General features: G+C 35.1%; 20 protein-coding genes. 10 read left to right on the top strand and 10 right to left on the bottom strand.

The window, feature by feature from the left end; translation table 11 throughout:
* Positions 1–109 precede the first annotated feature (109 nt).
* The 6 genes from DRF65_RS14680 to DRF65_RS14655 all read left to right on the top strand — a co-directional run bounded on the left by DRF65_RS14680 (position 110) and on the right by DRF65_RS14655 (position 6,742).
* Positions 110–3,061 (top strand): TrlF family AAA-like ATPase, encoded by a 2,952-nt coding sequence (locus DRF65_RS14680; protein ID WP_115971511.1) that lies wholly within the window; start codon positions 110–112, stop codon positions 3,059–3,061.
* Positions 3,062–3,190: 129 nt separating this feature from the next.
* Complete coding sequence (locus DRF65_RS14675) at positions 3,191–3,526, top strand: ArsR/SmtB family transcription factor (RefSeq protein WP_115971510.1); 336 nt, start codon at positions 3,191–3,193, stop codon at positions 3,524–3,526.
* 178 nt (positions 3,527–3,704) lie between these two features.
* Positions 3,705–4,169: an SRPBCC domain-containing protein gene (locus DRF65_RS14670; RefSeq protein ID WP_115971509.1), complete on the top strand. Its 465-nt coding sequence runs from the start codon at positions 3,705–3,707 to the stop codon at positions 4,167–4,169.
* 210 nt (positions 4,170–4,379) lie between these two features.
* Positions 4,380–4,958, top strand: coding sequence for a YdeI/OmpD-associated family protein (locus DRF65_RS14665; RefSeq protein WP_115971508.1), 579 nt, complete (start codon positions 4,380–4,382; stop codon positions 4,956–4,958).
* 18 nt (positions 4,959–4,976) lie between these two features.
* Positions 4,977–5,378 carry a DoxX family protein gene (locus tag DRF65_RS14660; RefSeq protein ID WP_115971507.1) on the top strand — a complete coding sequence of 134 codons (402 nt, stop codon included), beginning with the start codon at positions 4,977–4,979 and terminating at the stop codon, positions 5,376–5,378.
* A gap of 806 nt (positions 5,379–6,184) precedes the next feature.
* Positions 6,185–6,742, top strand: coding sequence for a DUF4256 domain-containing protein (locus DRF65_RS14655; protein WP_115971506.1), 558 nt, complete (start codon positions 6,185–6,187; stop codon positions 6,740–6,742).
* A gap of 501 nt (positions 6,743–7,243) precedes the next feature.
* On the opposite strand, the gene DRF65_RS14650 is transcribed toward DRF65_RS14655, so the two are convergent.
* Positions 7,244–8,200 (bottom strand): hypothetical protein, encoded by a 957-nt coding sequence (locus tag DRF65_RS14650; protein WP_115971552.1) that lies wholly within the window; start codon positions 8,198–8,200, stop codon positions 7,244–7,246.
* Positions 8,201–8,345: 145 nt separating this feature from the next.
* On the opposite strand from DRF65_RS14650, the gene DRF65_RS14645 reads away from it, so the two are divergent.
* The gene (locus DRF65_RS14645) at positions 8,346–8,846 is read left to right on the top strand and encodes a hypothetical protein (RefSeq protein WP_115971505.1); all 501 of its coding nucleotides are present in this window, start codon (positions 8,346–8,348) and stop codon (positions 8,844–8,846) included.
* A gap of 150 nt (positions 8,847–8,996) precedes the next feature.
* Here the strand turns inward: DRF65_RS14645 and DRF65_RS14640 are convergent, their stop codons facing one another.
* The 8 genes from DRF65_RS14640 to DRF65_RS14605 all read right to left on the bottom strand — a co-directional run bounded on the left by DRF65_RS14640 (position 8,997) and on the right by DRF65_RS14605 (position 20,116).
* On the bottom strand, positions 8,997–10,148 hold the full coding sequence (locus tag DRF65_RS14640) for an efflux RND transporter periplasmic adaptor subunit (protein ID WP_115971504.1): 1,152 nt from the start codon (positions 10,146–10,148) through the stop codon (positions 8,997–8,999).
* Positions 10,149–10,155: 7 nt separating this feature from the next.
* Entirely contained in the window at positions 10,156–14,493 is a 4,338-nt protein-coding gene (locus tag DRF65_RS14635) for a CusA/CzcA family heavy metal efflux RND transporter (RefSeq protein ID WP_115971503.1), read from the bottom strand.
* A gap of 225 nt (positions 14,494–14,718) precedes the next feature.
* Positions 14,719–15,081 carry a hypothetical protein gene (locus tag DRF65_RS14630; RefSeq protein ID WP_123947355.1) on the bottom strand — a complete coding sequence of 121 codons (363 nt, stop codon included), beginning with the start codon at positions 15,079–15,081 and terminating at the stop codon, positions 14,719–14,721.
* Positions 15,082–15,204: 123 nt separating this feature from the next.
* The gene (locus DRF65_RS14625) at positions 15,205–15,774 is read right to left on the bottom strand and encodes a Crp/Fnr family transcriptional regulator (protein ID WP_115971551.1); all 570 of its coding nucleotides are present in this window, start codon (positions 15,772–15,774) and stop codon (positions 15,205–15,207) included.
* A gap of 40 nt (positions 15,775–15,814) precedes the next feature.
* Positions 15,815–16,558 (bottom strand): siderophore-interacting protein, encoded by a 744-nt coding sequence (locus tag DRF65_RS14620; protein ID WP_115971501.1) that lies wholly within the window; start codon positions 16,556–16,558, stop codon positions 15,815–15,817.
* Between the two features lie 2 nt (positions 16,559–16,560).
* Positions 16,561–17,736, bottom strand: a complete 1,176-nt coding sequence (locus DRF65_RS14615) for an MFS transporter (protein ID WP_115971500.1) — start codon at positions 17,734–17,736, stop codon at positions 16,561–16,563.
* An 83-nt stretch (positions 17,737–17,819) separates the two neighbouring features.
* Complete coding sequence (locus tag DRF65_RS14610) at positions 17,820–19,433, bottom strand: Na+/H+ antiporter (protein ID WP_115971499.1); 1,614 nt, start codon at positions 19,431–19,433, stop codon at positions 17,820–17,822.
* A 77-nt stretch (positions 19,434–19,510) separates the two neighbouring features.
* The gene (locus tag DRF65_RS14605) at positions 19,511–20,116 is read right to left on the bottom strand and encodes a hypothetical protein (RefSeq protein ID WP_115971498.1); all 606 of its coding nucleotides are present in this window, start codon (positions 20,114–20,116) and stop codon (positions 19,511–19,513) included.
* Positions 20,117–20,480: 364 nt separating this feature from the next.
* Between DRF65_RS14605 and DRF65_RS14600 the strand changes: the two genes are divergently transcribed.
* Positions 20,481–21,830, top strand: a complete 1,350-nt coding sequence (locus DRF65_RS14600; RefSeq protein ID WP_115971497.1) for an MATE family efflux transporter — start codon at positions 20,481–20,483, stop codon at positions 21,828–21,830.
* A gap of 272 nt (positions 21,831–22,102) precedes the next feature.
* On the opposite strand, the gene DRF65_RS14595 is transcribed toward DRF65_RS14600, so the two are convergent.
* Positions 22,103–22,912, bottom strand: coding sequence for an AraC family transcriptional regulator (locus DRF65_RS14595; protein ID WP_115971496.1), 810 nt, complete (start codon positions 22,910–22,912; stop codon positions 22,103–22,105).
* Positions 22,913–22,983: 71 nt separating this feature from the next.
* Here DRF65_RS14595 and DRF65_RS14590 point away from each other — a divergent pair, with 71 nt between their 5' ends.
* Together DRF65_RS14590 and DRF65_RS14580 are read left to right on the top strand one after the other, a co-directional pair.
* Positions 22,984–24,189, top strand: coding sequence for a CynX/NimT family MFS transporter (locus tag DRF65_RS14590; RefSeq protein WP_228438723.1), 1,206 nt, complete (start codon positions 22,984–22,986; stop codon positions 24,187–24,189).
* A 248-nt stretch (positions 24,190–24,437) separates the two neighbouring features.
* Positions 24,438–25,841 (top strand): T9SS type A sorting domain-containing protein, encoded by a 1,404-nt coding sequence (locus DRF65_RS14580; protein WP_115971493.1) that lies wholly within the window; start codon positions 24,438–24,440, stop codon positions 25,839–25,841.
* Positions 25,842–25,962: the final 121 nt, after the last annotated feature.

The following is a 25,962-nucleotide window of genomic DNA, read 5'->3' as shown; positions in this document are numbered from 1 at the left end:
AAAATATTAAAATTTTTTTTATGTTATAAATTCACTTTTGACAAAATTTAAAAACTTCTTATATAAAAATATATAGGTCAAAAAACTTATTTTAAAAACTAATAACGTAATGAATAAAGGCTCTGAATGGAGGAAATGGAATTTCCATGTACATACAAAAGGTACTAATAAGAATGATCAATTTACATCTGCAACAATGCAGGATTTTTTTTATACTTTTTTTAAAGGTGCTTTTGATAATCAAATTTCCGCAATTGGAATAACAGATTATTTCTCAATAGATAGATATCTTGAAACCGTAGAATATAGAGCCGAAATTGATAAAAAGGTAGATAGTACTGGAAAAAAACTTTTTACAGTTAAAGAAGTTGAATTTATAAAAAATATTTTCTTATTTCCTAATGTAGAACTTAGAATGTTACCATCAACCGATAAGGGAAGATTGATAAATATTCATTGCTTATTTAATCCCAATTACGTTGCAGACCTAGAAAATGATTTCTTTTCTCACATAGAAAATCAAGATAATGCAAAAATGAATCGTTATGGAATTACTAGTTATGGTAAGTCATTAGATTCTTCTATTGTTGAAGAACATAAACAATACGAAAAAGGTATAGATAATTTCGTGATTGATTTAGGATCATTAAAAAAATTGTTACAAACGAATAAAAAATTCAAAGAGAATACTTTATTAATAGTTAGTAATTCAAGCCAAGATGGAGCATCTGCTATTCAAAAGCATTATGATTTGTTTGAAAATGAAAATGGAAACTTAGATGGTTTACGCCAATCTATCTATTATGTATCTGATGGAATATTTTCGGCAAATCCGAAAGACATTAAATATTTTTTAGGAAAACGACTAGAAGGAACTCAAGGTTATAATGAGCAGACTTATAAAAAAGAAATAAAAGAAGTTATTGAAAAAAGAGGTTCTTTAAAGCCTTGTATTGTAGGATGCGATGCGCATACTGAAAAAGATTTATTTAAGAAATTTACTTGGGTAAAAGCGGATCCAAATTTTGAAGGTCTTCGACAAATAATATTTGAGCCTGCTCAAAGAGTTTCCTTGTCAAATGAGGAACCATATAAAAAGGATTCAAAGAATATAATAGAAGAAGTAAAAATTATTTCGAATGATAAAACTTTTACTGATAAATCCCTTTTTTTTAATGATAGCTTAAATGTAATTATTGGAGGAAAGTCTTCAGGTAAATCAATCCTTTTATACAATATTGCGAGAACGTTATTTCAAGACAATAATGAACACAGTTTATTGAAAATTTTTAATCCAGACACAAAAAAAGAAGAATATAAATACGAATTTGGACCTGATTTCGATTTCATTGTAAAACTAAAATCTGGTGTTACGCAGTCTATAAAGAGAAAAAAAGAAGACTCAAGTATTTTATCTGGTATTAAATATATTCCTCAAAATTATTTATCTGAACTCGCTGAAAGAAAATTCAAAAAATCAAATGAATTAAATAAGCTTGTAAGAGATTTAATTTTAGAAGACCCTAAATCAAATGCGGAGTATGATTATTTCCTTACCAGACTAAAACAAAATGATAAATTTAGAGAGAGTCTAATAAATAATTATTTTAATATAATAAATGATATCACTGAATTGAAACAAAAGCTTATCATTATTGGAAATAAAGAAGCTCTTCATAAAAATGTCTCTAATATTAATGAAGAAATGAAGAAGTTAAAGGACGAAGCTGGATTTAGTGGTGAAGAAAATGATAGATTTGATGAGCTAAAACAAAGTGACAAGTTACTGAAATTACAACATTCGAATATAGAAAAAGACCTGAGAAGAATACGTGATTTCAATGCTGAGTTAACCGGTAATATCAATGAACTTATTTCTAAAAAGAATTTATTTATTAGTTCAATTCAGGATGAAGAAATAAAATCAAATTATTCAACAAAATATTTATCTCTTGATTCCGTAGCTAATACATTAGATGAAATAAATAAAGATATTGTTAGGAGTGATAAAGGTCTACTAATTAATGATAGTATTATAAAAAACAAGATTGATTCAATTGAACAAAGTATAGCTAAAAATACAAAAGACCTAGAACCATTTAATCTAAAAGCTGAAATTAGATTAAAAATTGATACATTCCAGAAATCACAATCAGAAGATGAAGAAAAGTTAAATAATATTTCGAATCTTGAAAATGAAATAAAAATTAAAGAGAAGGCATTAGAAACTGAATTTAACAAGATTTTCGAATTATATAAATCTAATTTTGATGAATACACGTCTGTAATTTCAAAGCTTGAAAATCGAATAAATTCATTGGAAGATGAAAATTTACAAATAAAAGGAGTACCAAAATTTAATTTTAATAAATTCAAAGAGAATTTTATTGGAATAAGTAATTCAACATATAAATCATATGATAAATATAATTTATTTGGTCTAGACAATACTTCTAATACTGAAATTTTAAAATTAATTGAGGAAAAAAAAGATATTTTCAATAGAATAGTAACTAACGATTATAAATTACGGAAACAAACTTCTCCTTCACAAGCCGTAAAAGATCTATTATATGATAACTACTTCGATTATTGGGAAGTATCGTCTAACAGTGATACTCTTTATAAAATGTCTGCTGGTAAAGCAAGTTTTATTATTCTTAAACTAATAATCGGACTAAGTAAATCTGATGCACCCATCTTGATTGATCAACCAGAAGATAACTTAGATAACAGATCAATTACTACAGAATTAATTGAATATTTAAAATCAAAAAAACAAGAAAGACAAATAATATTAGTTACACATAATCCTAATATTGTTGTTAATGCAGACGCTGAAAACATTATGATTGCTCATCAATATGGCCAAAATGCAAATGAAGCTATTGAAGAATTTAGATTTGATTATATAAATGGAGCATTAGAGAACAGTTTTGATCTGATCCCTGATTCCAAAAATATTCTTGAATCTATGGGCATTAGAGAACATATTGCAGACATAGTTGAAGGAGGCAAGGATGCTTTTCTTACCAGAGAAAAAAAGTACAGATTTCATTAAATTCTATAATAATTTAATAAACAGCCTCATGTAATTACATGAGGCTGTTTTCATTAGAAGAAAAATTTCCTCAAAAAAACTTGCGTAGCTAAATAACTACATATATATTTGTAGTCAAATAACTACACAATGAATTTAAGAAGAGATGTATTCCAGGCGATTGCAGATCCTACCAGAAGATCTATATTGATGCTGGTGGCTGCTCAATCCATGACTGCAGGAGCCGTTGCTTCCAATTTCGATACCGCAAGACCTACTGTTTCCAAGCATCTTCAAATCCTTACAGAATGTGAGTTGCTGAGATCAGAACAGAACGGCCGTGAAATTATTTACCACCTCAATCCCCATAAAATGAAAGAAATAGCCGATTTTATAGAACCGTTCCGCAAGATGTGGGATGAGAAATTCAATAAGCTGGAAAGTGTGATGAAAGTGTACCAAGACTTAAATAAGACAGATAGATAATAGACGAAGAGATGAGAGACAATGAGGCCAAAGTTTAACTTGTGGATTGTATATAGTTAATTTTGTTTCGCAAATGAATCGTTAATCATCAGGGAAAGGATACCAACCTTAAACGCTCCCACTCTAATACTCTAATACTCTAATACTCTAAAACACCCAAACCCTCAAACTCAAAAATATGGAACTAAAAACAAAAATCCAGGCAGAAGATGGCAAACAGGAAATCTTCATCATCAGAGAATTTGATCTTCCTGTAGAATTGCTTTTCAAGGCATATACTGAAGCTGAACTTTTCGAACAATGGATGGGTACCAAAGTCACCAAGTTTGAAAACCAGCCCCACGGAAGTTACCGTTTTGAAACTTCAAATCCTCAGGGAGAAGTAATGTTTAGTGCTAACGGAACGATTCACGACATTGTTGAAAATGAGAAAATTATAAGAACATTCCAGATGGAAAATACTCCTTTTCCGGTTCAGATCGAGTTCTTAGAATTTGAAAAACTAACAGACAAAACAAGTAAAATCACCATCCAGACGATATACAAATCCATAGACTTCAGAGATCAGCATCTGAAAATGCCGTTTGCTCAGGGAATTAATAGGGCGCATGATCGTTTGCAGGAGATGTTTAGAGACCAATAGATAATAGACGAAGAGATGAGAGACGATGATGTCTGAGTTTAACTTGTGGATGCCAATAGTGAATTTTGCTTCGCAAGTGAATCGTCAATTATTAGTGAAAGGAAAACAACTTTGAACTTTAAGCATCAAACTTTGAACGTTATCACACTCCTACTCTAATACTCTCAAACTCTCAAACTCTCAAACCCTAAAACCCTCAAACCCAAAAACATGAATCCAAAAGTTAATTTTTTCTTCGAAAACGCCACACAGTGGAAAGAAGAATTTGAAGCATTAAGAACCATTGCTCTAAGTACCGAATTGGTAGAAGATTTAAAATGGGGCTGTCCGTGTTATACCTATGAAGGGAAAAATATTTTCTTAATTCACGGATTTAAAGAATATTGTGCCCTACTCTTTTTCAAAGGCGCTTTGATGAAAGATCCCGACCAGATTTTAATTCAGCAATCTGAAAACGTACAGGCTGCAAGACAGATCCGTTTTACAGAGGTACAGCAGATCCATGATCTTAAAAAGGAACTTCGGGCGTATATGTTTGAAGCGGTTGAGATTGAAGAATCCGGAGTGAAGGTTGAAATGAAGAAAACCAAAGACTTCGAAATGGTTGAAGAATTTCAAAACAAACTGGATCAGGATGCTATCTTAAAAGAAGCTTTCCAATCCTTAACCCCAGGCCGGCAAAGAGCTTACCTACTCCACTTTTCCTCTGCCAAACAATCCAAAACCCGGGAAGCAAGAATAGAGAAATGCATCCCTCAAATCCTCGAAGGAAAAGGCCTTACCGACTAATCATAAAACATAATCAATATGGAAACATCAAACCGATCAGCAAAAAGAACAAAGATCATCTATTGGATCTTTACACTCTGGATGGCATTAGGCATGGTTTCTACCGCCATTGTTCAGCTTATGAAAAATAAGGATGAACTTGCCAATTTTACCAATCTGGGCTATCCGGCTTATCTTATGACCATCATCGGAGTATGGAAACTGTTGGGCGTTATTGCTATACTCATTCCGAAACGTTTATTATTAAAAGAATGGGCTTATGCAGGATTTTTCTTCGTCATGTCCGGAGCAGTTATTTCGCATCTTATTGTGGGAGATACCACTAGTAGAACCTTACCTGCTGTCTTACTGTTTGTTCTGGTTATGATTTCATGGTATTTCAGACCTGCAAACCGAAAAATCTCTCTCAACAACAACTAACACACAATTAAAAATTTTATGCAGATAACATTGATTTTGTTGGAATATCGCAAAGACACTAAGGATTAAAACCTAATGCTGTTTTTAAGGCGCAAGAAAATCTATGATTTTCACCAAATATGAGATGAAAGTATGTAGCATTCAATTTTATCGGAGATAAAATCCTTGCGCCTTAAAAATATTCTCAGCCTCAAAAGCCTATTGCGCCTTTGCGAGTTCCAACAACAAAAAACAATTCATTCAAAAGAACAAACAGTAAAAAAGAATGGGCTTATGTTGGATTTTTCTTTGTAATCTCCGGAGCAGTACAAACAATTAAAAACTTTATGCAGATAATTACATTAATTTTGTTGGAATAACGCTAAGACGCTAAGAATTAAAACCGAATGCTGTTTTTAAGGCGCAAGAAAATCTAAGATTTTCACCAAATATGAGATGAAAGTATGTAGCATTCAATTTTATCGGAGATAAAATCCTTGCGCCTTAAAAATATTCTCAGCCTCCAAAGCCTATTGCGCCTTTGCGAGTTCCAACAACAGAAACCAACTCATTCAAAAGAAGTAAAAACAAAATTTAACATGAAAAAGGAATGACAGAATCATACTAAATAAGATATCAGAATGAGTGTAAAATTTTATATAATCACTTAATTTTTAATAGTAAAGTTTTTTTAAATTAATTTTATCGTGATAAAATCTTTGCGCCTTAAAAATATTCTCAGCCTCCAAAACCTCTTGCGCCTTTGCGAGTTCCAACAACAGAAACCAACTCATTCAAAAAGAACAAACCGTAAAACAAAATTTAACATGAAAAAGAAATCATTAACTCCCGAACAAAGCGAAACCCTTCTAAAAGTACTGAAAGCCCGTTTTGAAAAAAATATGAATCGCCACAAAAGCCTGAAATGGGAAAACATCCAGTCCAAACTGGAAGCCAGCCCTGAAAAACTCTGGTCTTTAAACGAAATGGAAGAAACAGAAGGCGAACCTGATGTTGTGGATTATAACCAAAAAACAGACGAATATATCTTCTTCGACTGCGCTCCGGAAAGCCCAAAACGCAGAAGTCTTTGCTACGATTACCCAGCATGGGAATCAAGAAAAGCCAACAAACCTGAAAGCAACGCCATTGATAAAGCTTCAGAAATGGGTATTGATATTTTAACCGAAGAACAATACCGCCACCTTCAGGAATTAGGAAAGTTTGATCAGAAAACATCCAGCTGGATACAGACACCTGCTTCAATTAGAGAACTTGGAGGCGCTGTTTTCTGCGACAGACGTTACAATACCGTTTTCTATTATCACAATGGTGCAGATTCTTATTATGCGGCGAGAGGGTTTAGGGGGAGTTTGAGAGTTTGAGAGTTTGAGTGTATTAGAGTATTAGAGTATTAGAGTATTAGAGTGAAAATGAAAAATCAACGATTTTCAAAACTTATGTGAACTTCTAATACGCAAAGCTTGATAACTTAAAAAACTAAAGTGTTCAAAAACTTTTATGACTTTTGTGGTTAAACAATAAAGATTGGATTCCTACGGAATGACAAAATATATGTAACAAGAAAATCAAAGATTTTCAAAACTTATGTGAACTTCTAATACGCAAAGCCTGATAACTTAAAAAACTAAAGTGTTCAAAAACTTTTATGACTTTTGTGGTTAAATAATAAAGATTGGATTCCTACCGAATGACAAAGTGTACGTAACAAGAAAATCAAAGATTTTCAAAACTTATGTAAACTTCTAATATGCAAAGCTTGATAACTTAAAAAACTAAAGCGTTCAAAAACTTTTATGACTTTTGTGGTTAAACAATAATTTTAAACCATTAAGATATTACTTAATGGTTAAAAAAAATGTTCATTAATTTAGCAGCCAGGGAGATTCCACGCTCCAGAATATAATATTAACCCCAAGAAAATTCTGTGCATAATTCACAAATTCTTCTTTTGTAAAGGGCTTTTTTGTTTTTGGATTTATATAAGTTAAAGTGGGCTCCTGGACTGCCATAGCGACTAGTGGTAATTTTCCTTTATATTGATTAAAAAACGGATAAGAGTTTTTCATCTGAGCCTTTTTATCAGGAACAATGTCCGGCCCGCCTAACCCTATCTTATTTTTATCGGCAAAATCAAATAATCTGGACATATACTGATGGTCATTTTCCCATTCGCACGGAAAAAAATTGACATATTGTAATACATAAGATTCTTTGAATGCTTGCCTTGCAAATTTTAAATTATCCAACTCTGCCTGAAAATATTTATCACAGCTAAAGCCGGTTTTATCTTTTTTCATTTCAATATCTATTGAGGTTTCAGGAAGATTAATTCCCTGAATTTTCCCATCAAACCTTTTCCCCAGCTCTCCTATCAGCTTTTGATATCGTTCTCTAACGGCAGGATTCCATTGCTGGGTTACCCAACCACTTCCAACAGGTTTATTCTCTCCCGGATTATCATATTGAGCCACCAGTCCACCGGTATACTCCTTTTCCTTCAAAATATAATAAGGAACATATCTTGCCTGAGGCTCAAAAAATCTGTCCTGGAGCTGGATAAACAGTTTTTTATCTAAAGAAGTCAAATACTCTAAATCTTTTTCAATGCCTGAAAAATTATAAACATCTTTTGAAGTCTCTAAAGCTCTCCAGTTATAGACAATCTGCACTCCTCCAATATCTTTTCGTACAATCATCTTTTCAATATTCTTCAGGTCTCCCGATGAAGTATAAATATAGTTTTGAGGTGTTTGCCCCATCAAAGAATGCAACCCTAAAAATAATAATCCTAATCCCAGCATTCTGACAGTCTTTTTCATAATAATAAATTTAAAAATAGAATAATATAAATCATTTTCCGTGCCCAAATGAATGATATTTTTAAACTTTAGAAAAATATTCATTAATATATAAATAGTATCACTAATTTAGCGCTTCAAAATTTGATTTTAAATAACTAAGGATATGAAGAAATTAATTTTAATAGTTGCTGTTTCAGCAGTAATGATCAATTGTAATAAAAAAACTGAAGCTCCTGCTCCTAAAGTGAATACTGATACTATTGCAGTAGAAGAACCTGTGATAGATACACTAGGGCCAAAATCGTTCTGCTATGTAGGAGTAACTGGAAAAGACAGTGTTTTTGCTTCTATTGACGACAACCTGGGAACGATTACCGGAAAACTATCGTATAAAAACAGTGAAAAAGACAGTTCAAAAGGAGACGTAACAGGATTTAAATCTGGAGATACTCTGAAACTTACCTACGAATTTTCTTCTGAAGGTAAAAAGAGCAAAAGAGATATTTACTTCTTACAGAAAGACAATGCTTTAACAGAAGGAATTGGAGATCATAAAGAAGAAGACGGACAATCTAAGTATGCCGATGAAAAAAAGATCAGCTACAAAGACGGACAAAAATTAAGCACTGCTGACTGTAAAATAGTGAACAAAGCTGTAAAATAAACAATCTCTATTGAAATCAAACAAAAATGCTGTTCTCAACTTCTGGGAACAGCATTTTTTATTTGTCCTTATTTACTGGTATTCTACAAAAGAAAAGGTTTCATTTATCATTGGTAAACAAAACCTTTTTTTTACATGTATATAAAGCGATTATTCCGCCTTATTCTTCAACATCATCAGAAGACTGTAAGCTCCTTTCTGTACAATCTTTTTATCTTTTAAAAAATCTGCTTTTACAATTTCTGTAAACTGATCATCTGAAATACCAATGACCACGGGAATCATCTTATAATTTGATTTTCCAAGGTCTTCAAAAACATAGTTTCTGCTTTCAAAAGAAACTACAGCATCATTCGGAAGTCCCTGAGTGTATCGGTTGCTGATATTCACTTCAGCATTGATGTACATCCCTTTTACAAATTCTGAATGGGCAGATGATAATTTGGCTACTGCCGTTGCAGAACCTCCGTTTTCAATACTTGGAACTACACTTACAATTCTGGCATTGGACTTCACATCAGGTTTTTGATTGTTATATACCAGGATTTCCTGCCCTGTTTTTATATCATTAACGTCATTTTCAAAAACTTTTAATTCTAAAAGTAATCCGGCCGGATTAATCAGTTCAAATAAAGTATCTGCAGGATTGATATATTGACCGTTATTCACCAGTATTTTGCTCACAAAACCACTGAATGGTGCATAAACATTAATTCTGCTTCTTATATTTCCGGTGTTTAGCCCTTTAGCATTGATTCCGATGATTCGCAACTTTTCTTCAAGACCTCTTAGGGTAGCATTTAAAGTTGAATAATCTGCCTGTGCAGTTTGCATGGTTTTATCGCTGCTTGCTTTACTTGTATTAAGGTCCTTCTGACGGTTCAAGTTCAGTCTTGCTGCCTCGAGCTGCGCTTTGGTTACCAGATAATCCTGCTGAAGCTGTATGAATTGCGGATCTTCCACCACTGCCAGTACCTGACCTTTAGTGAAGTGGCTTCCATTAATTATGTTGATTGATTTGATATGCCCACCCATAATGCTTGAAACAGAACTGATATGAGAAGGCGCAATCTCTGCTTTTCCATTCAGGCGAACCAGTTTCTCCATATTTCTGTTCTGAATGGTTGTAGTTGTAATTCCTACTGACTGAATTTGCTGTGAGGTAAGATGAACGGTATTTTCAGTCCCTTTTGCAAATTTTGTGTTTTCATAAACTGTTTTTTCCTCTTCTTTCTTGCCTGAACATGCTGACAAGGCAAATACTAGGGCCAGACTGTATATTGATATTATTTTGAATTGCATGATGCTGTTATTTTGAAATTAAGAAATTGAGTTCTGCTCCGATCTGATTCAGTCTTTCCAGGCTATCAATGTAATCTGCCTTGGTCTTTACAGCCTGATTCACCAGGATTACCCAGTTCAGGTAATCAATTTCTCCTGCATCCATCTGCTTTTGAGCGGTTTTTAAGATCGTTTCAGATTTGGGGAGCTGTTTCTGCTCATAATTTTCAATGATTCTCTGCTGATTCATATAGTTGTTCAACTGTTGTCCCAATCTGTTTTTAAGTTCAATTTCTTTTCTTTGATATTGATTTTCAGAGATGGCAATTTTGGCTTCAGCAGCTTTGGCTAATGCTCTTTGCCCTTTAGTAAACAATGGAATTCCTACTCCCACCTGAACTGAATTAAAACGGTTATTATTGATGTTTTTCATGCTCTGATTGGTATAGCCGATAAGAAGGTCAGGAAGCAATCTGCTTTTTTCAAGCTGTACTTCAGCCTCTCCTACTTTAATCTGTTGTTGCAGATACTGAAGCTCAGGATGCTGTTTTACCATTTCCTCTGAAATCTGAAGTCCTGCGTTCATTGTTGGCCTCTCTGCAATAGGTTGGTAAGGAGTATCAGACTGAAGAAGTAACTGAAGCTGTAATTTTGCAATACTCAGATCATTTTCAAGAGAATTCAGCTGTACTTTCATCTGTTCCTTTTGAATTTCTGCAGTAGCTTCCTCTAAAATGTTTGCTTCTCCTTTTTTTAATCTTAAACCAGCTTTATCAGCAAAATTGCTATACAGTTGGCTAATGTATTCCAATACTTTTTTCTTTTCCTGAAGGACCAATATTCTATAGAAAACATCCGTAACTTCTTTGGTAAGCTGTGTTTTTGTAAGGTTTTGACTGATAACACTTGCTGTCCATTCTGCATCCAGCATCTGTTTCCTTTTTGAATACACCGTTGGAAAACTGAATCTTTGGGAAATTGCGAATGAATTATCAGTTTCTTCACCCTGGATCTGTCCGAATGCTCCCGTAACTTCCAGTTGGGGAAGATCAAGATAGCTGGCTTTTAATTTTTCCTGATAATCAGCAATTAATTTTGAACTTTTAAGCATTCCGTTTTGTTGGTAAGCCTTTTCCAAAGCCTGTTCAAAAGTGATATTTTCCTGTGCCTGAATGCTTCCGAAAGAAATCAACAGCAAGAAAACAGACAGTTTTTTATAGTTTATTTTTTTAGAGAATGTCATTTTATCTTTATTAATATGTTCAAATAAGACGTAGAGAATAGGAAGCACAAATAAGGTTAAGAAAGTGGCAAGCATCAACCCTCCTATTACTACGGTTGCCAAAGGTCTCTGTACTTCAGCTCCTGCACCATTACTTATCGCCATAGGAAGAAAACCTAATGAAGCAACAAAAGCCGTCATCAGAACCGGACGAAGCCTGATTCTTGTTCCCATCAGTACAATTCTGCTGGTATTGGTTATTCCGTTCTTTTTTAAGCGGTTAAACTCTGAGATCAAAACAATTCCATTAAGTACAGCCACTCCAAATAAAGCAATGAATCCAACTCCGGCACTGATGCTGAAAGGCATTCCTCTTAAAGCAAGGAAGTATACCCCTCCGATTGCTGATAACGGAATGGCAGTGTAGATTAATAAACTGTGTTTTACAGAACCAAATGCAAAAAATAACAGCAGGAAAATCATTACCAGAGAAATAGGAACAGCAAGTCCCAACCTTGCTTTAGCTTCGTTTAAGTTTTCAAAAGTTCCCCCATAAGAAATGGTATAGCCTGGTGTAAATTTCAGCCCTTTAGCTGCTTTTTGCTGCAACTCTTCCACAATGCTCTGAACATCTCTGCCCCTTGCATTAAAACCTACAATAATTCTTCTTTTGGTATCTTCTCTCTGAATCTGGTTAGGACTGTTTTTAAGCTCTACTTTTGCCAGCTGAGATAAAGGAACCTGCTCTCCTGAAGCCGTAGGAACCAGTAAATTCTGAATGCTGGCAATATCTTTTTTATAATCATTATCCATACGGACAACAATGTCAAACTTTTTCTCTCCTTCATATAATGCTCCAGCAGTTTGGCCTGCAAAAGCCATATTGATGACCCTGTTGATTTCAGCAACAGAAATATTGTACCTTGATAATTCGGATCGGTTGTAGTCTATAACTACCTGTGGGGCTCCTTCAACAGGTTCTATATAAAGATCCTGGGCTCCTTTTACCGTATTGATGATGCTTCCCAATTTTTTAGCATAGGTAGTAAGACTGTCAAGATCTTCTCCATAAATTTTACAGACTATATCCTGTCTGGCTCCGGTCATCAGCTCATTAAAGCGCATTTGCACCGGAAACTGGAAGCTTGTTGTCAATCCTGGAATAACACTTAATGCTTTACTCATCTTTTCAGAAAGCTCAGGAAATGAAGAAGCTGATGTCCATTCTTTTTTAGGTTTTAAAACAATAATCATATCTCCTGCATCCATCGGCATTGGTTCTGTTGGAATCTCAGCACTTCCGATCTTGACAACGATCTTCTGTACTTCAGGAAACTGTTTTAAAAGAATGTCGGAAGCTTGAGTAGTGACTTTTTTAGTCTCATTAATATTACTTCCCTGAAGAATTCTCATCTCAACTGCAAAATCTCCTTCTTCCAACGATGGAATAAATTCACCACCCATTCTGGAAAGGGTGAAAACAGCACCGGCAAAAAGAACGACAACAGCCAAAATAATTGTTTTTCGGTACTTTAAAGCTTTCATCAGGTACTTTTGATGTCCTATTTCCACTTTAGTCATTACCCTGTCTGAAATATTGTCTTTTTCCTTTTTCTTTCTGCTTAATACCAATGAACTCATCATAGGAATGTAGGTAAGGGAAAGAATAAATGCCCCAATCAGCGCAAAAGCAACAGTTTGTGCCATCGGTTTGAACATTTTTCCTTCAATTCCCTGTAGAGTAAAGATCGGAAGGTAAACAATAAGAATAATGATCTGTCCGAAAACAGCACTATTTACCATTTTGGTAGCAGAACCTGAAACCTGGTCATCCATTTCCTTTTTGCTCAGCATATTATCTTTACCAAAGTGTTTTTTATGCGCCAGCTGATGAAGAACGGCCTCTACAATAATCACTGCACCATCCACAATAAGACCGAAGTCTAATGCTCCGAGGCTCATCAGGTTTCCTCCAACACCAAAGATATTCATCATAATAATGGCAAACAACATGGCTAAAGGAATAACAGAAGCTACTAACAATCCAGCTCTGAAGTTTCCAAGGAATAAAACAAGAATGAAAACTACGATCAAAGCCCCCTCCATCAGATTGGTTTTTACTGTACTGATGGTATTGTTCACCATTTTAGCACGGTCAAGAAAAGGTTCAATTACAACACCTTCAGGCAAAGATTCCTGAATTTTTTCAAGTCTTTGTTTAATATTGCCAATCACAACGTTGGCATTTTCTCCTTTAAGCATCAATACAATGGCTCCGGATACTTCTCCGGTATCATTATAAGTCATGGCACCATACCTTGTCGCATATCCGATCTTTACAGAAGCTACGTCTTTGATATGAACCGGTATCCCATCTTTGGTTTCTGCCACCTGAATACTTCCGATATCTTCTGTGGTACCCAAAAGCCCTTCACTTCGGATAAAAAGAACGCTTTCTTTCTTTTCAATATAAGCTCCTCCGGTATTCTGGTTGTTTTTTTCCAACGCAGCAAAGACATTATTGATATTGATATTAAAAGCCTGAAGTTTATTAGGATTAATGGCAATCTCATATTGTTTCAGCTTTCCTCCGAAACTGCTTACATCCGCTACTCCTTTGGTTCCCAGCAATTGTCGTCTGACAACCCAGTCCTGAATAGTTCTCAGCTCTGTTTCGTCATATACATTTTCATAGCCTTTTTTGGCTCTTACCACATATTGGAAAATCTCTCCCAATCCTGTAGAAATAGGCCCCAGCTCCGGTTTACCAATCCCCTCAGGAATATTGTCCTGAACGAGCTGTAAGCGTTCCTGAACCTGCTGGCGTGCCCAATATACATCGGTATCATCATCGAAAACTACGGTTACTAATGACAATCCGAATCTGGAAAGACTTCGGAGTTCAGTGATTCCACTGATATTACTCGTTGCCTGCTCAATAGGAAAGGTTACAAGACGCTCAATATCTGCAGCTCCGTAGGATGGTGCAGTAGTGATAATCTGTACCTGGTTATTGGTGATATCAGGCTGTGCATCAATGGGAAGTTTGGTGGTTTCATATACTCCGAAAAGGACTAATCCTATGGTGAACAGAGCAATGATGAGTTTATTCTTTACAGAAAACTCAATAATTTTGTTTAACATGAAAAATGATTAATTAGATGATTTGCAGAATTTTACCAACTTACTGTATTTTAATACGTTAACAATAAAACTATCAACTTATTTAAGTTCAAAATAAATATTGAAAAGTATTTTTTAATGTAAAATACAAGTAGAATGATAACAAACTACATAGTTGATTGATAGATAATAAGAATCCAATACTTCAAGTAAATCTTAAAGTATTGATTTTTAAATTTTAATCAATTAAGAATGCCGCGGAGGCTGGAAAATATTGGAAAGATAAAGGTTTGAAAAGTCCTTTTCCTGATAAATGCTATTTTTCTGAGGAATTCTGATTTCCTTAGGTTTTTTAATCTCAAAGGTATAATCAGGAAGCTGGGCATGTACGGTGAGTACAATAGGTGGATTGATAAACGGAAGTTTTTGATCCAGATCCCAGTCAGCATCTTTTTTGTGATTATCATAGTGTTCCATGACAAATTCTGAAAGATTTCCATGATATTCCATAAAGTGCTCTACAAACATAGGCACCTTCACTACTTCCCCCATATTGGTGGTAGCCAGCACATACATCATTGAACATAATATGGAGAACCATTTTAACATGAGTGCAAATATAAGGTTTAAATTTTTCTTAAACAGGCTCCAGTACTAATTTTTTGAGAATTTTATTCCCTTAAAAAATGGTTTAAAACTCTTCGTAATAATGTTAGATTTATCAAATAAAAATTAAAGTCTTGATTTCAATCTGCTTAAAGTTTCCTGTGAAATATTTAGATAGGAAGCCACCATTTTATTAGAAAGTCGCCTTACCACAACAGGATTTTCATTCAGCAGCTGACGGTACTTTTCAAGCGCATCCTGAACAAGGAAAGACATCAGCCTCTTTGTATTACTCACATAAGCTGTTTCCAGATATATTCTGTAAAATTTTTCCCATTGCGGAATAATATCCAGGAGATGGTAAAAACTTTCATGACTAATGTAATATACTTCTGAATCCTCCACGGCCTGAATAAATTCGTCGGAGGGCTCAGAAGTAATAAAACTGGTTAATGCTGTTGCAAACTGATTTTCAAATGCAAAATATCGTGTGGAATCCTGCCCCTCTTCATTAATAAAAAATATACGAAGACAACCGTTTACGACAAAAAATGTCCGTTGGCTGTGCTGTCCGTTGGTAAGGAGTGTCTCATTCTTTTTTAATTGAACACATTTGAAATAAGAAAGAATGGTATTCAATTCTTCATCCGTTACTGATATTCTATTTTTAATATATGAAGCTAAAAGTTCCTGCATGTAAGCAAAAGTAGTGATAAAAAGGTTTTGCTTACTGTTTTTATCTAAACTGTCCGGCTTTCCAGTATGAGCATATATATAAACCATGAGGATCCCATTGCAGGGTTGTTTTAAAATAATTACGAAGTTCATGCACCGTTGTGTATTCTGCAGCGATATACACATATTCTTTCAAAACTCCGGGTGGAAACTGAACAGATTTCACAGCTTCTGCAAGTTTGCTTCCTTCTTCCGGATGAGGATTGTGAAGCCATTCAACTGATACATCTGCTGCAGAACACAGGATAAGCTCTTCTTCTTTGTCTGCCACCTCCAATAGTATTTTTGCTGATACGTAAGAAGGAAACTGCTCAGCAACAGCACAAATGACAGGCAATGCTGTAGCATCTCCCGCCAGCAGATAAAAATCGGCATCGGGAACTAAAGGTCTTGTACTTTCTTTCATCCCTATTTCTAAAGAATCACCAGGATTCGCTTGTAATGCCCATGCAGATGCAGGCCCGTTATCACCATGGGCAACAAAATCTATAGTTAATTCCCGGTTTTCAAGATCAATTTTTCTGTTAGTATATGTTCTGATTAAAGGAGTACTTCCTTCTTCAACAGGAATAAATATTTTATTATTAGAACCAGAGTGCACATTGGTTAACAGACCAATCTGATCTTCATTGATTTCAAACACCACACGGATAAGATGTGGAGTGAGATACTGTTTATTTTTAATGATAAATGCAGAACGTATTTTTTTCGTTTTTTCTGCCTGAGTGATGATAGAATTTTCCATTTTTATTTTTTATTACCTAGTAGAATAATCATAGATACAATACAGCTGATACCCCCGAAAAGATACACTGCCTGATAATCAAACCAGCCTGCAATCAGTCCGGCAATTGGTCCTGCTAATCCTAATGAAAGATCAACAAAAGCAACGTACGCTCCCAATGCTGTTCCTCTCATTTGTGGTTTTACTTTTTGAATGGCAAGAACTCCCAAAGCCGGAAAGACCAATGAAAATCCAACCCCGGTCAACCCACATCCGATAATAGCTAATGTTTTGGAAGCAGACGTCCATATCAGCAGCTGTCCTGCCACTTCGATGATCAAAGAGATGAAAGCAATCTTAAAACCTCCATATTTATCAGGAAATGAAGCAAATAATATTCGGGTAAGAACGTAACATATTCCAAAAATTATAAAAGCAAGTGAAGCATCCCCCCAATTCTTTTGTGAGAAAAATAAAGCAATAAAAGAAGCAATACATCCAAAAGCCATTGATGAAAAAGCAAGGCTCAGGCCCTGACCTGATATCGCACCGATCACCTTGTAAAAAGGCGTTCGCACATGATCTTTATCTACAGGAATAGAAGGAAGTTTTGCAGTAGAAAGCCAACTTATAAGGGGAAGCAAGGCTATAAGGATAAAAGCAGGCAGCATATTGAATTCTTTGCTCAGCCAGATGCTGACAGGAGCTCCGATTGCAATTCCTGCATACATAGCAATACCGTTCCAGGTCATCACTTTTCCAGAATTAGAGTGTCCTACCAGCCCTATTCCCCACGTTAATGCTCCGGTAACCAGAAAGCTTTCGCCAACACCATGAATGATTCTTGCTGCTAACAGAAAGATAAGTGCCATCAGCGGATGAGCCTGAAATAGTACTGCAAGTACATAAACAACCCCGGCAATAACAGCTAATACCACACCAGACATTTTACTTTTCTTGGCTCCTCTGGTATCTGTAATTTTTCCGGAATATGCGCGGGTCAAAAGTGTTGACAATGATTGGAGACCAATAACAAGTCCTACAATAATGCTGTCAAAACCTAATGTGTTCTGGACAAATCCGGGAAGTACTCCCAGTGCAATTCCTATCGTAAGGTAAACTCCGAATACCGAAATGATAATAGGAGCAGTCGCCTGGTAGAAATTAATAGTCTGTCCTTTTTCTAATGTTATACTCATAAATTTTGTTTAAAATATTCGGGTGCAAATGTCACTGAACAGTCAACACGAAACTTTGATTTAGATCAAAAAAGGAAAAAAGGCTACTCTTTTGATTCGGAATAATGTTGTAACGTTTTGAGTTCCTGATGCACGGTTGCTGTCCAGAAATCCAGTTCCCACTCTTTTTTGCGGACGGTTTCAAGAGAAAAGATACCTTTATGATAATTTTTCATCAGTTCTTTTCTTTGATAATCTGCAAGTTCAAGTTCTAAATGAAAATATTTTTTTTTCCATTCGGTATTGGTAGAATTTGAAAATGTTTGGGCAGCATGAAGCAGCTGGTCTTCTTCTTTTTCCAGTTTTTCAGACATAATTTTTATGGCGTCCCCAACCATACTGTTATCGCGGTTCAAACTTTTTAAAAAAATATTTGATTGTTTCAACAGAAGTATGTTCAGGTCTTTTTCTTCCTGTTTGCCGGGAGCAGAAGGTTTTATCATACGAATAAGCCTGGGAAGTGTAAGTCCTTGAATAACCAATGTAAAAATGATTACCACAAATGAAACAAATAACAGAGTATTTCTTTGTTCTATAACAATTCCCAGACTGTTCCGAACCGGTAAAGCCAAAGCCGCCGCCAGGGATACTACTCCACGCATTCCGGACCATGATAAAATAATATACTCCTTTTTGGATTGGGTCATAAAGCAACTTCCTTTTTTAGGAGCCTGCTGGAAAAAAGCAGGAAATAAAGCAAGTACAGCCAGTCTTACGATGACCAGAATAGTAAAAAGAAGAAAACCATAGAAAACAAGGATAAGCAACTCGCCTTTAGGTATATTTGAAATAATTATCGGCAGTTGCATTCCCAGAATTAAAAATACCAATCCGTTCAGAATAAAAATAATAACATCCCAGAAATGACTCATCTGTATCCTGCTGCCCGCACTGAATAAAGAAAATGAATTCCAGGAAAGAAACATTCCCAATACTACGACTGCCAAAACACCGGAACATCCCAGATGCTCTGCGAAACTGTATGCAGCAAAAGGAAGCAGGATAACAGCAAAGGTTTCTGCACTGCTGTCTCTGTTAAAATACCTGTGTAATTTTAAGAATATAAAACCTATCACAAGTCCAATGAATATTCCACCAATACTGATCCCAACAAACTGGAGTCCTGCATTCCAGAAAGAAAATACTCCACTGGTAACAGCGATAACGGCACATTTGTAGGCAATCAGCGCTGATGCATCATTTAGAAGACTTTCTCCTTCAAGGATGGTTGTTAATTTCGGAGGCAGCGGAAGGTTCTTTGTAATGCTTGTGGCTGCAACAGCATCGGGTGGCGAGATGACAGCTCCCAGTACAAAAGATAACGGCCAGGTGAAACCGGGAATAATACTGTGAACAGTTACAGCAATAATGGTGGTGGTAAGAAACACCAAACCTACAGCCATCAGTGAAATTGTAGGAAATTCTCTTTTGAAATCAGGGATGGATGTATTCCAGGCTGCATCAAACAATATAGGGGGAAGTACAGCATAGAAAATCATTTCCGGGCTCATATCAATAGATGGAACGACCTTAGTAAGGCTCAATATAAGCCCTACCAATACCAGTACAATAGGAAGCTCAAGTTTTATTTTGTCTTTTACCGAAATCAGGATCATTAAAATGATGGATATCCAGATTATTTTTTCAAGTTCTGCCATAGCTTAATAATAAGCAGCGAAATTAAAGAGCCTTTACAGGCAGAACTATGATCTAGATCAAAAAGCGTATTGTAGATTTACACAAAATCCAATAACCCGTCAGTAAGCTGTCTCCACTGAATTTTGGCGATTCCTGCCATTCCTCCTATGGCTACCATTAGATTACGGACAATATCAATAAAGCTGGCATTAAAGTTAGGGGATTCATTTCTTCCATATACAGCCGCTTTTAAATAGGCAGAATCCCTCTGAATCATAAAAGTAGACGTTGCTTTTGAACTGTAAAAATGAGCAATATGTTTGCTTTTATCTGTTGGATTGCGGGAGGGTCTGCAGGTCATCGTAATACTTTCCGAATGAGCATCTTCATAATAACAAATATCAGTAATTTCTACCCAGTCATATCCTTTGGCTTCTGTTTCTCCCGGTCCGGGAATATTGATTCTGACAAAGTCTCCTTTCTGTGGATCCCGGTCAACAGGCTGGCCATTGGAAGTATAGAGCTTAAAGGCTGCATAGGCTTCTCCACAATAACTCTTCCATTGACTGACAGAAAAGAATCTCTTTTTTAATATCCCATATTTTAATGGAAGCAGAGACGGATCATATTTCACATAGGTTTCTGTGTCATGGAATCCACCTGATTGCTGATCGGGAACTCCTCTAATCTGTTTTGGTTTCATACTTCTTTTTATTCAAATTAAAACAAACTATCCATTTTATTTTATGAGCAGAGTCACATTGAGATCATCAATTTTACTTCAGTAAGCATATCCTATTATGATTGAACAATCAGTTATTCCTTTTCGCGGACTATTTATTCCTTTTTGAGGACCCTGATTCAGGATTAGGACCAGTAAGTTTGTTTTACAATATTATTAATGTTAAAGTGAGTGTTCATAGGAAGCCGGCAGAAATAAATCGGAAATTATTTTTGTAGGTAATGAGTAATGTAGATTTAATTGATCGTTAAGATCTTAATAGTTTTCTTTTTTTGGCTCCGGTTTCCTTTATTACTACCCTTCTTCACACAGATTACAATATACAATGGAACAACAGAGACAGCTAATTTTAAATGGGAATATGCAGAAAGTAATGTGGCAGATGTCCTGGCCGGCAGTGGTCGCAATGGTACTGTACGGACTGAATAATTTCCTTGACGGAATTTTTGTAGGACATTTAATAAGCAATACAGCTCTTGCTGCCGTGGGAGTAGCCTATCCTCTGGCACAGTTTGCCCAGGGATTTGGAACATTAATAGGTACCGGTGTAGGATCTGCAGTAAGTATCTGGATTGGAGCAGGGGATAAAGATAAGCTGAACAGAGCGATGGGAACCGTTAATTTTCTTACACTGATTTTTTCTGTTGCAATTACAGTTCCCTGCTATATTTTCGCCAGAGATCTTGTATATATGATGGGCGGAAGAGGTGAAATTTTGACCCTGGGAGTAGAATATTTCAGAGCTACCATTCTGGGCAGTTTTTTTTGGATTCATGGGCTGGCACTGAATATGCTAATCCGTGCAGAAGGACGTATGAAAACTGCAGCCTGGATGATTGCCGTAGGTTTGATTGTAGATGTAGCATTAAAACCATTGTTCATTGATTCCTTTGGTGGCGGAGTAAGCGGTGCGGCATGGGCTACCAATGTTTCTATGATAATTTATATGGTACTGGGAGTCTGGTATTATGCATCCGGAAAGGCATCTTTTGTCACTCACTTTTGGACCTTAAAGTACGACAAGGCTATAATCAGGGAAGCTCTTTCTCTGGGAATGCCCGGCTTTATTATGATGGTGATGATTGTTGTTCAGAATATTGTGGTCTTCAATGTGATTGCCAAATATGGTAAAGATTCAGATGTCACCTTTTTTACAGCAGTTAACCGATTTTATATTTTATTAAATACTCCGCTTTGGGGTCTCATGAGAGCTTTACAGCCGGTATCAGGAATGAATTTTGGCGCTGAAAAATATGAAAGAACCATCAGGGCATACCGGCTTTTCTCCTTCACAGGACTTATCATTCTGATCCCTTTCTGGCTTTTTGTCATGTTTTATCCGGCAGAGGTTTTATCTGTAATGATTCCCAATGTATCTTTCCAGGCAAGCCAGCTAGCTGATTTCAGAATTTATATGAGTGTTTTACCGGCTTTACCGTTTATTTTTATGGCAATGGTTTGGTTTCCTTCTGTAGAAAATGCCCGTCCGGCTACCGTGATAAGTATTTTAAGGCAGCTCGTCTTGTATATTCCTGCCCTTCTTATTATTCCTATGCTGTATGGAATTCACAGCATTTACATTGTGAGTGCAATAATAGAATGGATCGTGTTTGGTGGAGTAATTTATATGATAAGGCTAAATTTCAAAATGTTAAGAAAAAGTAAAATATATTAACGAATGACTATTTTTAATTGAAATAAATAATATTTAAAAAAAATACACATATAATGCGTTGCATAATGTAATTTTTGCTTATATTTGTGAATCGAAATAATTTTTTTTCATCATTTGTGTTTTTTTAAGGTCTCCTTTCTGGAGGCCTTTTTGCTTTAATCAAATATATAATTGATATTTTTTTATTTATATGATAAATAGATAAAAAGAGAGTTATCTATAGAATTTGGGGACGTAAATACTTTTATATTAACATTTATAAAAATTATAATTCATGAATAAATCCCTTTTTCTAACCCTAAGTTAATATTTTTCATAAAATCTGTTGGTTTCGATTGCATTACACTCTGAAAACTTCTGCTATAAGCCTGTACACTTTTATATCCTACTTCATAAGCAGTTTCTGAAATTGTTAAATTTCCTGAACTCAAAAGTTCAAGGCTTTTAATAATGCGGAGCATTTGCTGATATTTACTCAGGGTAAGGCCGGTTTCCTTTTTGAATATACGTTCCAGGCTTCGGGAAGAAAGCAATGCCAGCTCTCCCAGCTCTTCTATTTTGATCTCAGTATTGTAATAATGATGAAGATGTTCCATGACTTTTTCTAAGCGTTTATCTTTGGGAAGGCAAAGATGAAGCTTCAGGGACTGTTCCACAAAATGAGGAAGTTCATTAAAAAGAGCTTTTAAAAAAATGGTTTCACCAGCATCCTTTTTCATCAGCTTAGACCATTTTTCTGCATACTTTATCATTTCCCTCAATACAGGAGGAACGGAAAATACATTGATCTCATCATAGAAAGCATTCTTCTGATCCGTGTCTGCAAACATAATCATCAGTTTGATCTTTTCTGAATGGGAATTGGTTTTATGAATAATATTGGATGGTATCCAGGCTGCGTGATTCTGCGGAAGAAGATAAATACGTTCTTCAATCGTGATATACTGAAACCCACTTTCCACATATACCAATTGCCCCTTTTTATGGTGATGGAGAACGTTATCATGAACCCAGTTATCTTCAAACCATACAAAATAAGGCTGCTTAAGTTCATCTATCCTGATATTGTCGTTAGCATTCATGTCGTTTTAGGTTAAAACTTTGGCAAAATTAAACAAAATTACTATGCTAATTTTGTACAAAAGTTTTTAATATGATGAAGAACGAAGTAAGAAAGAACGCTTCTTATGTTTTAATGATTTTAAATGTATTGGTGGTTATATTGATTTCCAGTAATCTTAGGTCTCCCATTGTTGCAGTATCTCCGGTACTTGGTGATGTAAGAGATGCTCTGAAGCTGGATAATTTTCAGGTAAGCCTTCTCACCTCTATTCCACTTTTTATGTTTGCGGTCTGCTCAGTTTTGGTAAGCCGGTTTTCGAATAAGCTTGGAATCAGCAAACTGTTGATGTATTCATTGATTATTTTAAGTTTTGGACTGTTTCTCAGAATTTCAGGTTCTCTTTGGTTATTATTTATCGGTTCAGTATTTATCGGCTTAGGAATCTGTATCGGAAATGTGGTGACTCCCGGCTATGTAAAGAATAATTTCCCGAAACAGATCGGGCTGATGACAGGAATCTTTGCGGTTTCTATGAATCTTACAGCTGCTTTAGCATCGGGATTCAGTGTGAGAATCGGAGAATGGACAGGTTTCGGATGGCGTGGTTCTCTGGGGATATGGCTGGTGATCGCTGCTTTGGGATTTCTGGTATTGATCCTGGAAATGATATTTAACAAAAAAAATCCTAACCAGCCTAAAACAGCTTTAGGAACTTCTGATTTTAATATGTTTAAATCTTCTCAGGCCTGGAATATCAGTATTTTTATGGGATTGCAGTCTTTATTTTATTACTGTATGGTTGCCTGGCTGCCTTCATTCCTCACTGATTATAATATGCCTGGTGAAAGCTCAGGATGGGTTCTTTTTGTTATTCAGATCACTATGATTCCCATAACATTCTGCTGCCCGATTATTGCCAGTAAAATGAAGAATCAAAGAATCATGATTCTGTTTATATGTGCGCTGATGTTTGCAAGCACCATGATGTTTGTATTCCTGAAATCTCAATGGATCTATGTGAATGCCGTAATTATTGGGATTTCCAATGGGTTGTCTTTCAGCTTATCAATTCTGTTTTTCTCTACAAGAACAAAAAGCAGTATCAATGCAGTGAAGATTTCCGGAATGGCACAATCCGTAGGCTATCTGATTGCAGCATTTGGACCACCGGTATTTGGAAAATTGCATGATTGGGATATTTCATGGAACACTTCATTCTATTTTCTGAGTGCTGCAGTATTGATCATGCTTTTCTTTGGTTTGAAGGCTGCAAGAAATAAATATGTGGAAGATTAATGAATGATAATTAGTTTTAATTTTAAATAAAGATGAGGCTTTTCCTGTTTGGAAGGCCTCATTTTATTGATGAAGTCATTTTAATCAAAAAAAATATATATTTCTTCTCCATCTTTTGGAATAAAAACAGAACCTTGCATTTTCTTATTTTTTCAAAATTTTATCATACATTTGGGAAGAAACCTAAAACATTTTACATAGGGGGTTACATAATATAACTTCAAATTTTTCTAAAAAAAAAACAAACAATGAAAAAAAAATTATTACTTGTGTTCATTCTTGTAACGCAAATTTCTTTTGCACAAATTATCTCCAAAGATCCTGCGTTTGCTTCAAACGGAATTTACAGCCTCCCAACAGGAAGCTCTTATTTAGGAGAATTAACAGAAACAAACAATACCGTATTTTACCAATCCTTTGACTCCAACACTAACCAGGTAATTGTTTCTAAAATGACAAGCTATAATGGCTCTTTGGACTCTACTTTTGGAACCAATGGTAAGGTTGCATTGAATTACGGATCAGGCGCTCTGGTTGGATTTGTAAGACATTCCAATGATCAATTGACTTTATTATTAAGGAGACATGACAATATAAATAACATCCATTATTTAGATGTAGTCCGGTTACTTTCCAATGGACAGTTAGACCCTTCATTTTCCAATGGCGGAATAAAGGCATTAGCCAATTTTTCTCAAGACAATTTCGATATAAAAAGCAACCTCATAGAACAAGGAAATAAAATGATTGTTTCAGGAACAGGTATAGATTCCGTAGGCTTTTTTGATGGGTACACGCATACATTCAGATTAAATTCTGACGGCACATCAGATAACAGCTTTGGAAATAATGGAAAACTGTCAACATATGGGATTCCCCGCTTCATGTTAGATAACCAGTCCAATATTTTTTGCTGGGGACAAAATTCAATAAAAAAATATTCTCCTGACGGGCAGCCTATAACCGGTTTTGGTAACAATGGTGAGGCTTCATTAAATGAGGTAAATGTTAATGTTGTAAAAGTGGATTCGGGGAATAGAATTATATTCGCAAGATTTGGAGTATTAGAGCCTGCTACCATAAAAAGACTGAATGCTGACGGTACGCAGGATACCACATTCAGTTATAATGGTGTTTCTGGCATTGAATTTTGGGATATCTACGAAAAAAACGGTTCTTATTATATCGGAGGGATTGCTGATTTTAATAATGCACCTAGTTATTATATCTCTAAACTTAATCAAAATGGAACTGTTGATACTATATTTGGGGAATATATAGAAAACGATTCTAATTTATTATATCATAATGTTAGTAGGCTCAAGGTTTTTGATAACAGTATAATTGTTTACGGAAATGGAACCACAACAGAAATTGTTAAATATCTTTTAGCTGCCCCAGTTACATTATCTACAACTGAAACTTCAAAAAATGATCCTAAAATTGTTTTTGAAACCCCTGTAAAACAAAATTTAATTTATCAATCGAAAGAAAAAATCGGTAAAATAGAGATCCATTCTGTTGATGGAAGGTTATTAAAAACCGTAAAAGAAAACAATTCTAATGTTTCTGAACTTTCTAATGGAATTTATTTTGTGAAAACAATTTTTGAAAATGGAAAAATTGTCACAAAAAAACTTATTAAGAAGTAAGAAATCTATATTAAAAAAAACACCAGTTTTTACAAATGAAAAGAATCATTATTTTGATTTCCTATGCATGATTGCTCAAACGAGCTTAAAAGACATCAATTAAATGAACATAAATACCTTA

This window comes from Chryseobacterium pennae (genome assembly GCF_003385515.1).
GTDB lineage: Bacteria > Bacteroidota > Bacteroidia > Flavobacteriales > Weeksellaceae > Chryseobacterium > Chryseobacterium pennae.
This window is presented reverse-complemented; position numbering and strand designations above follow the sequence as displayed.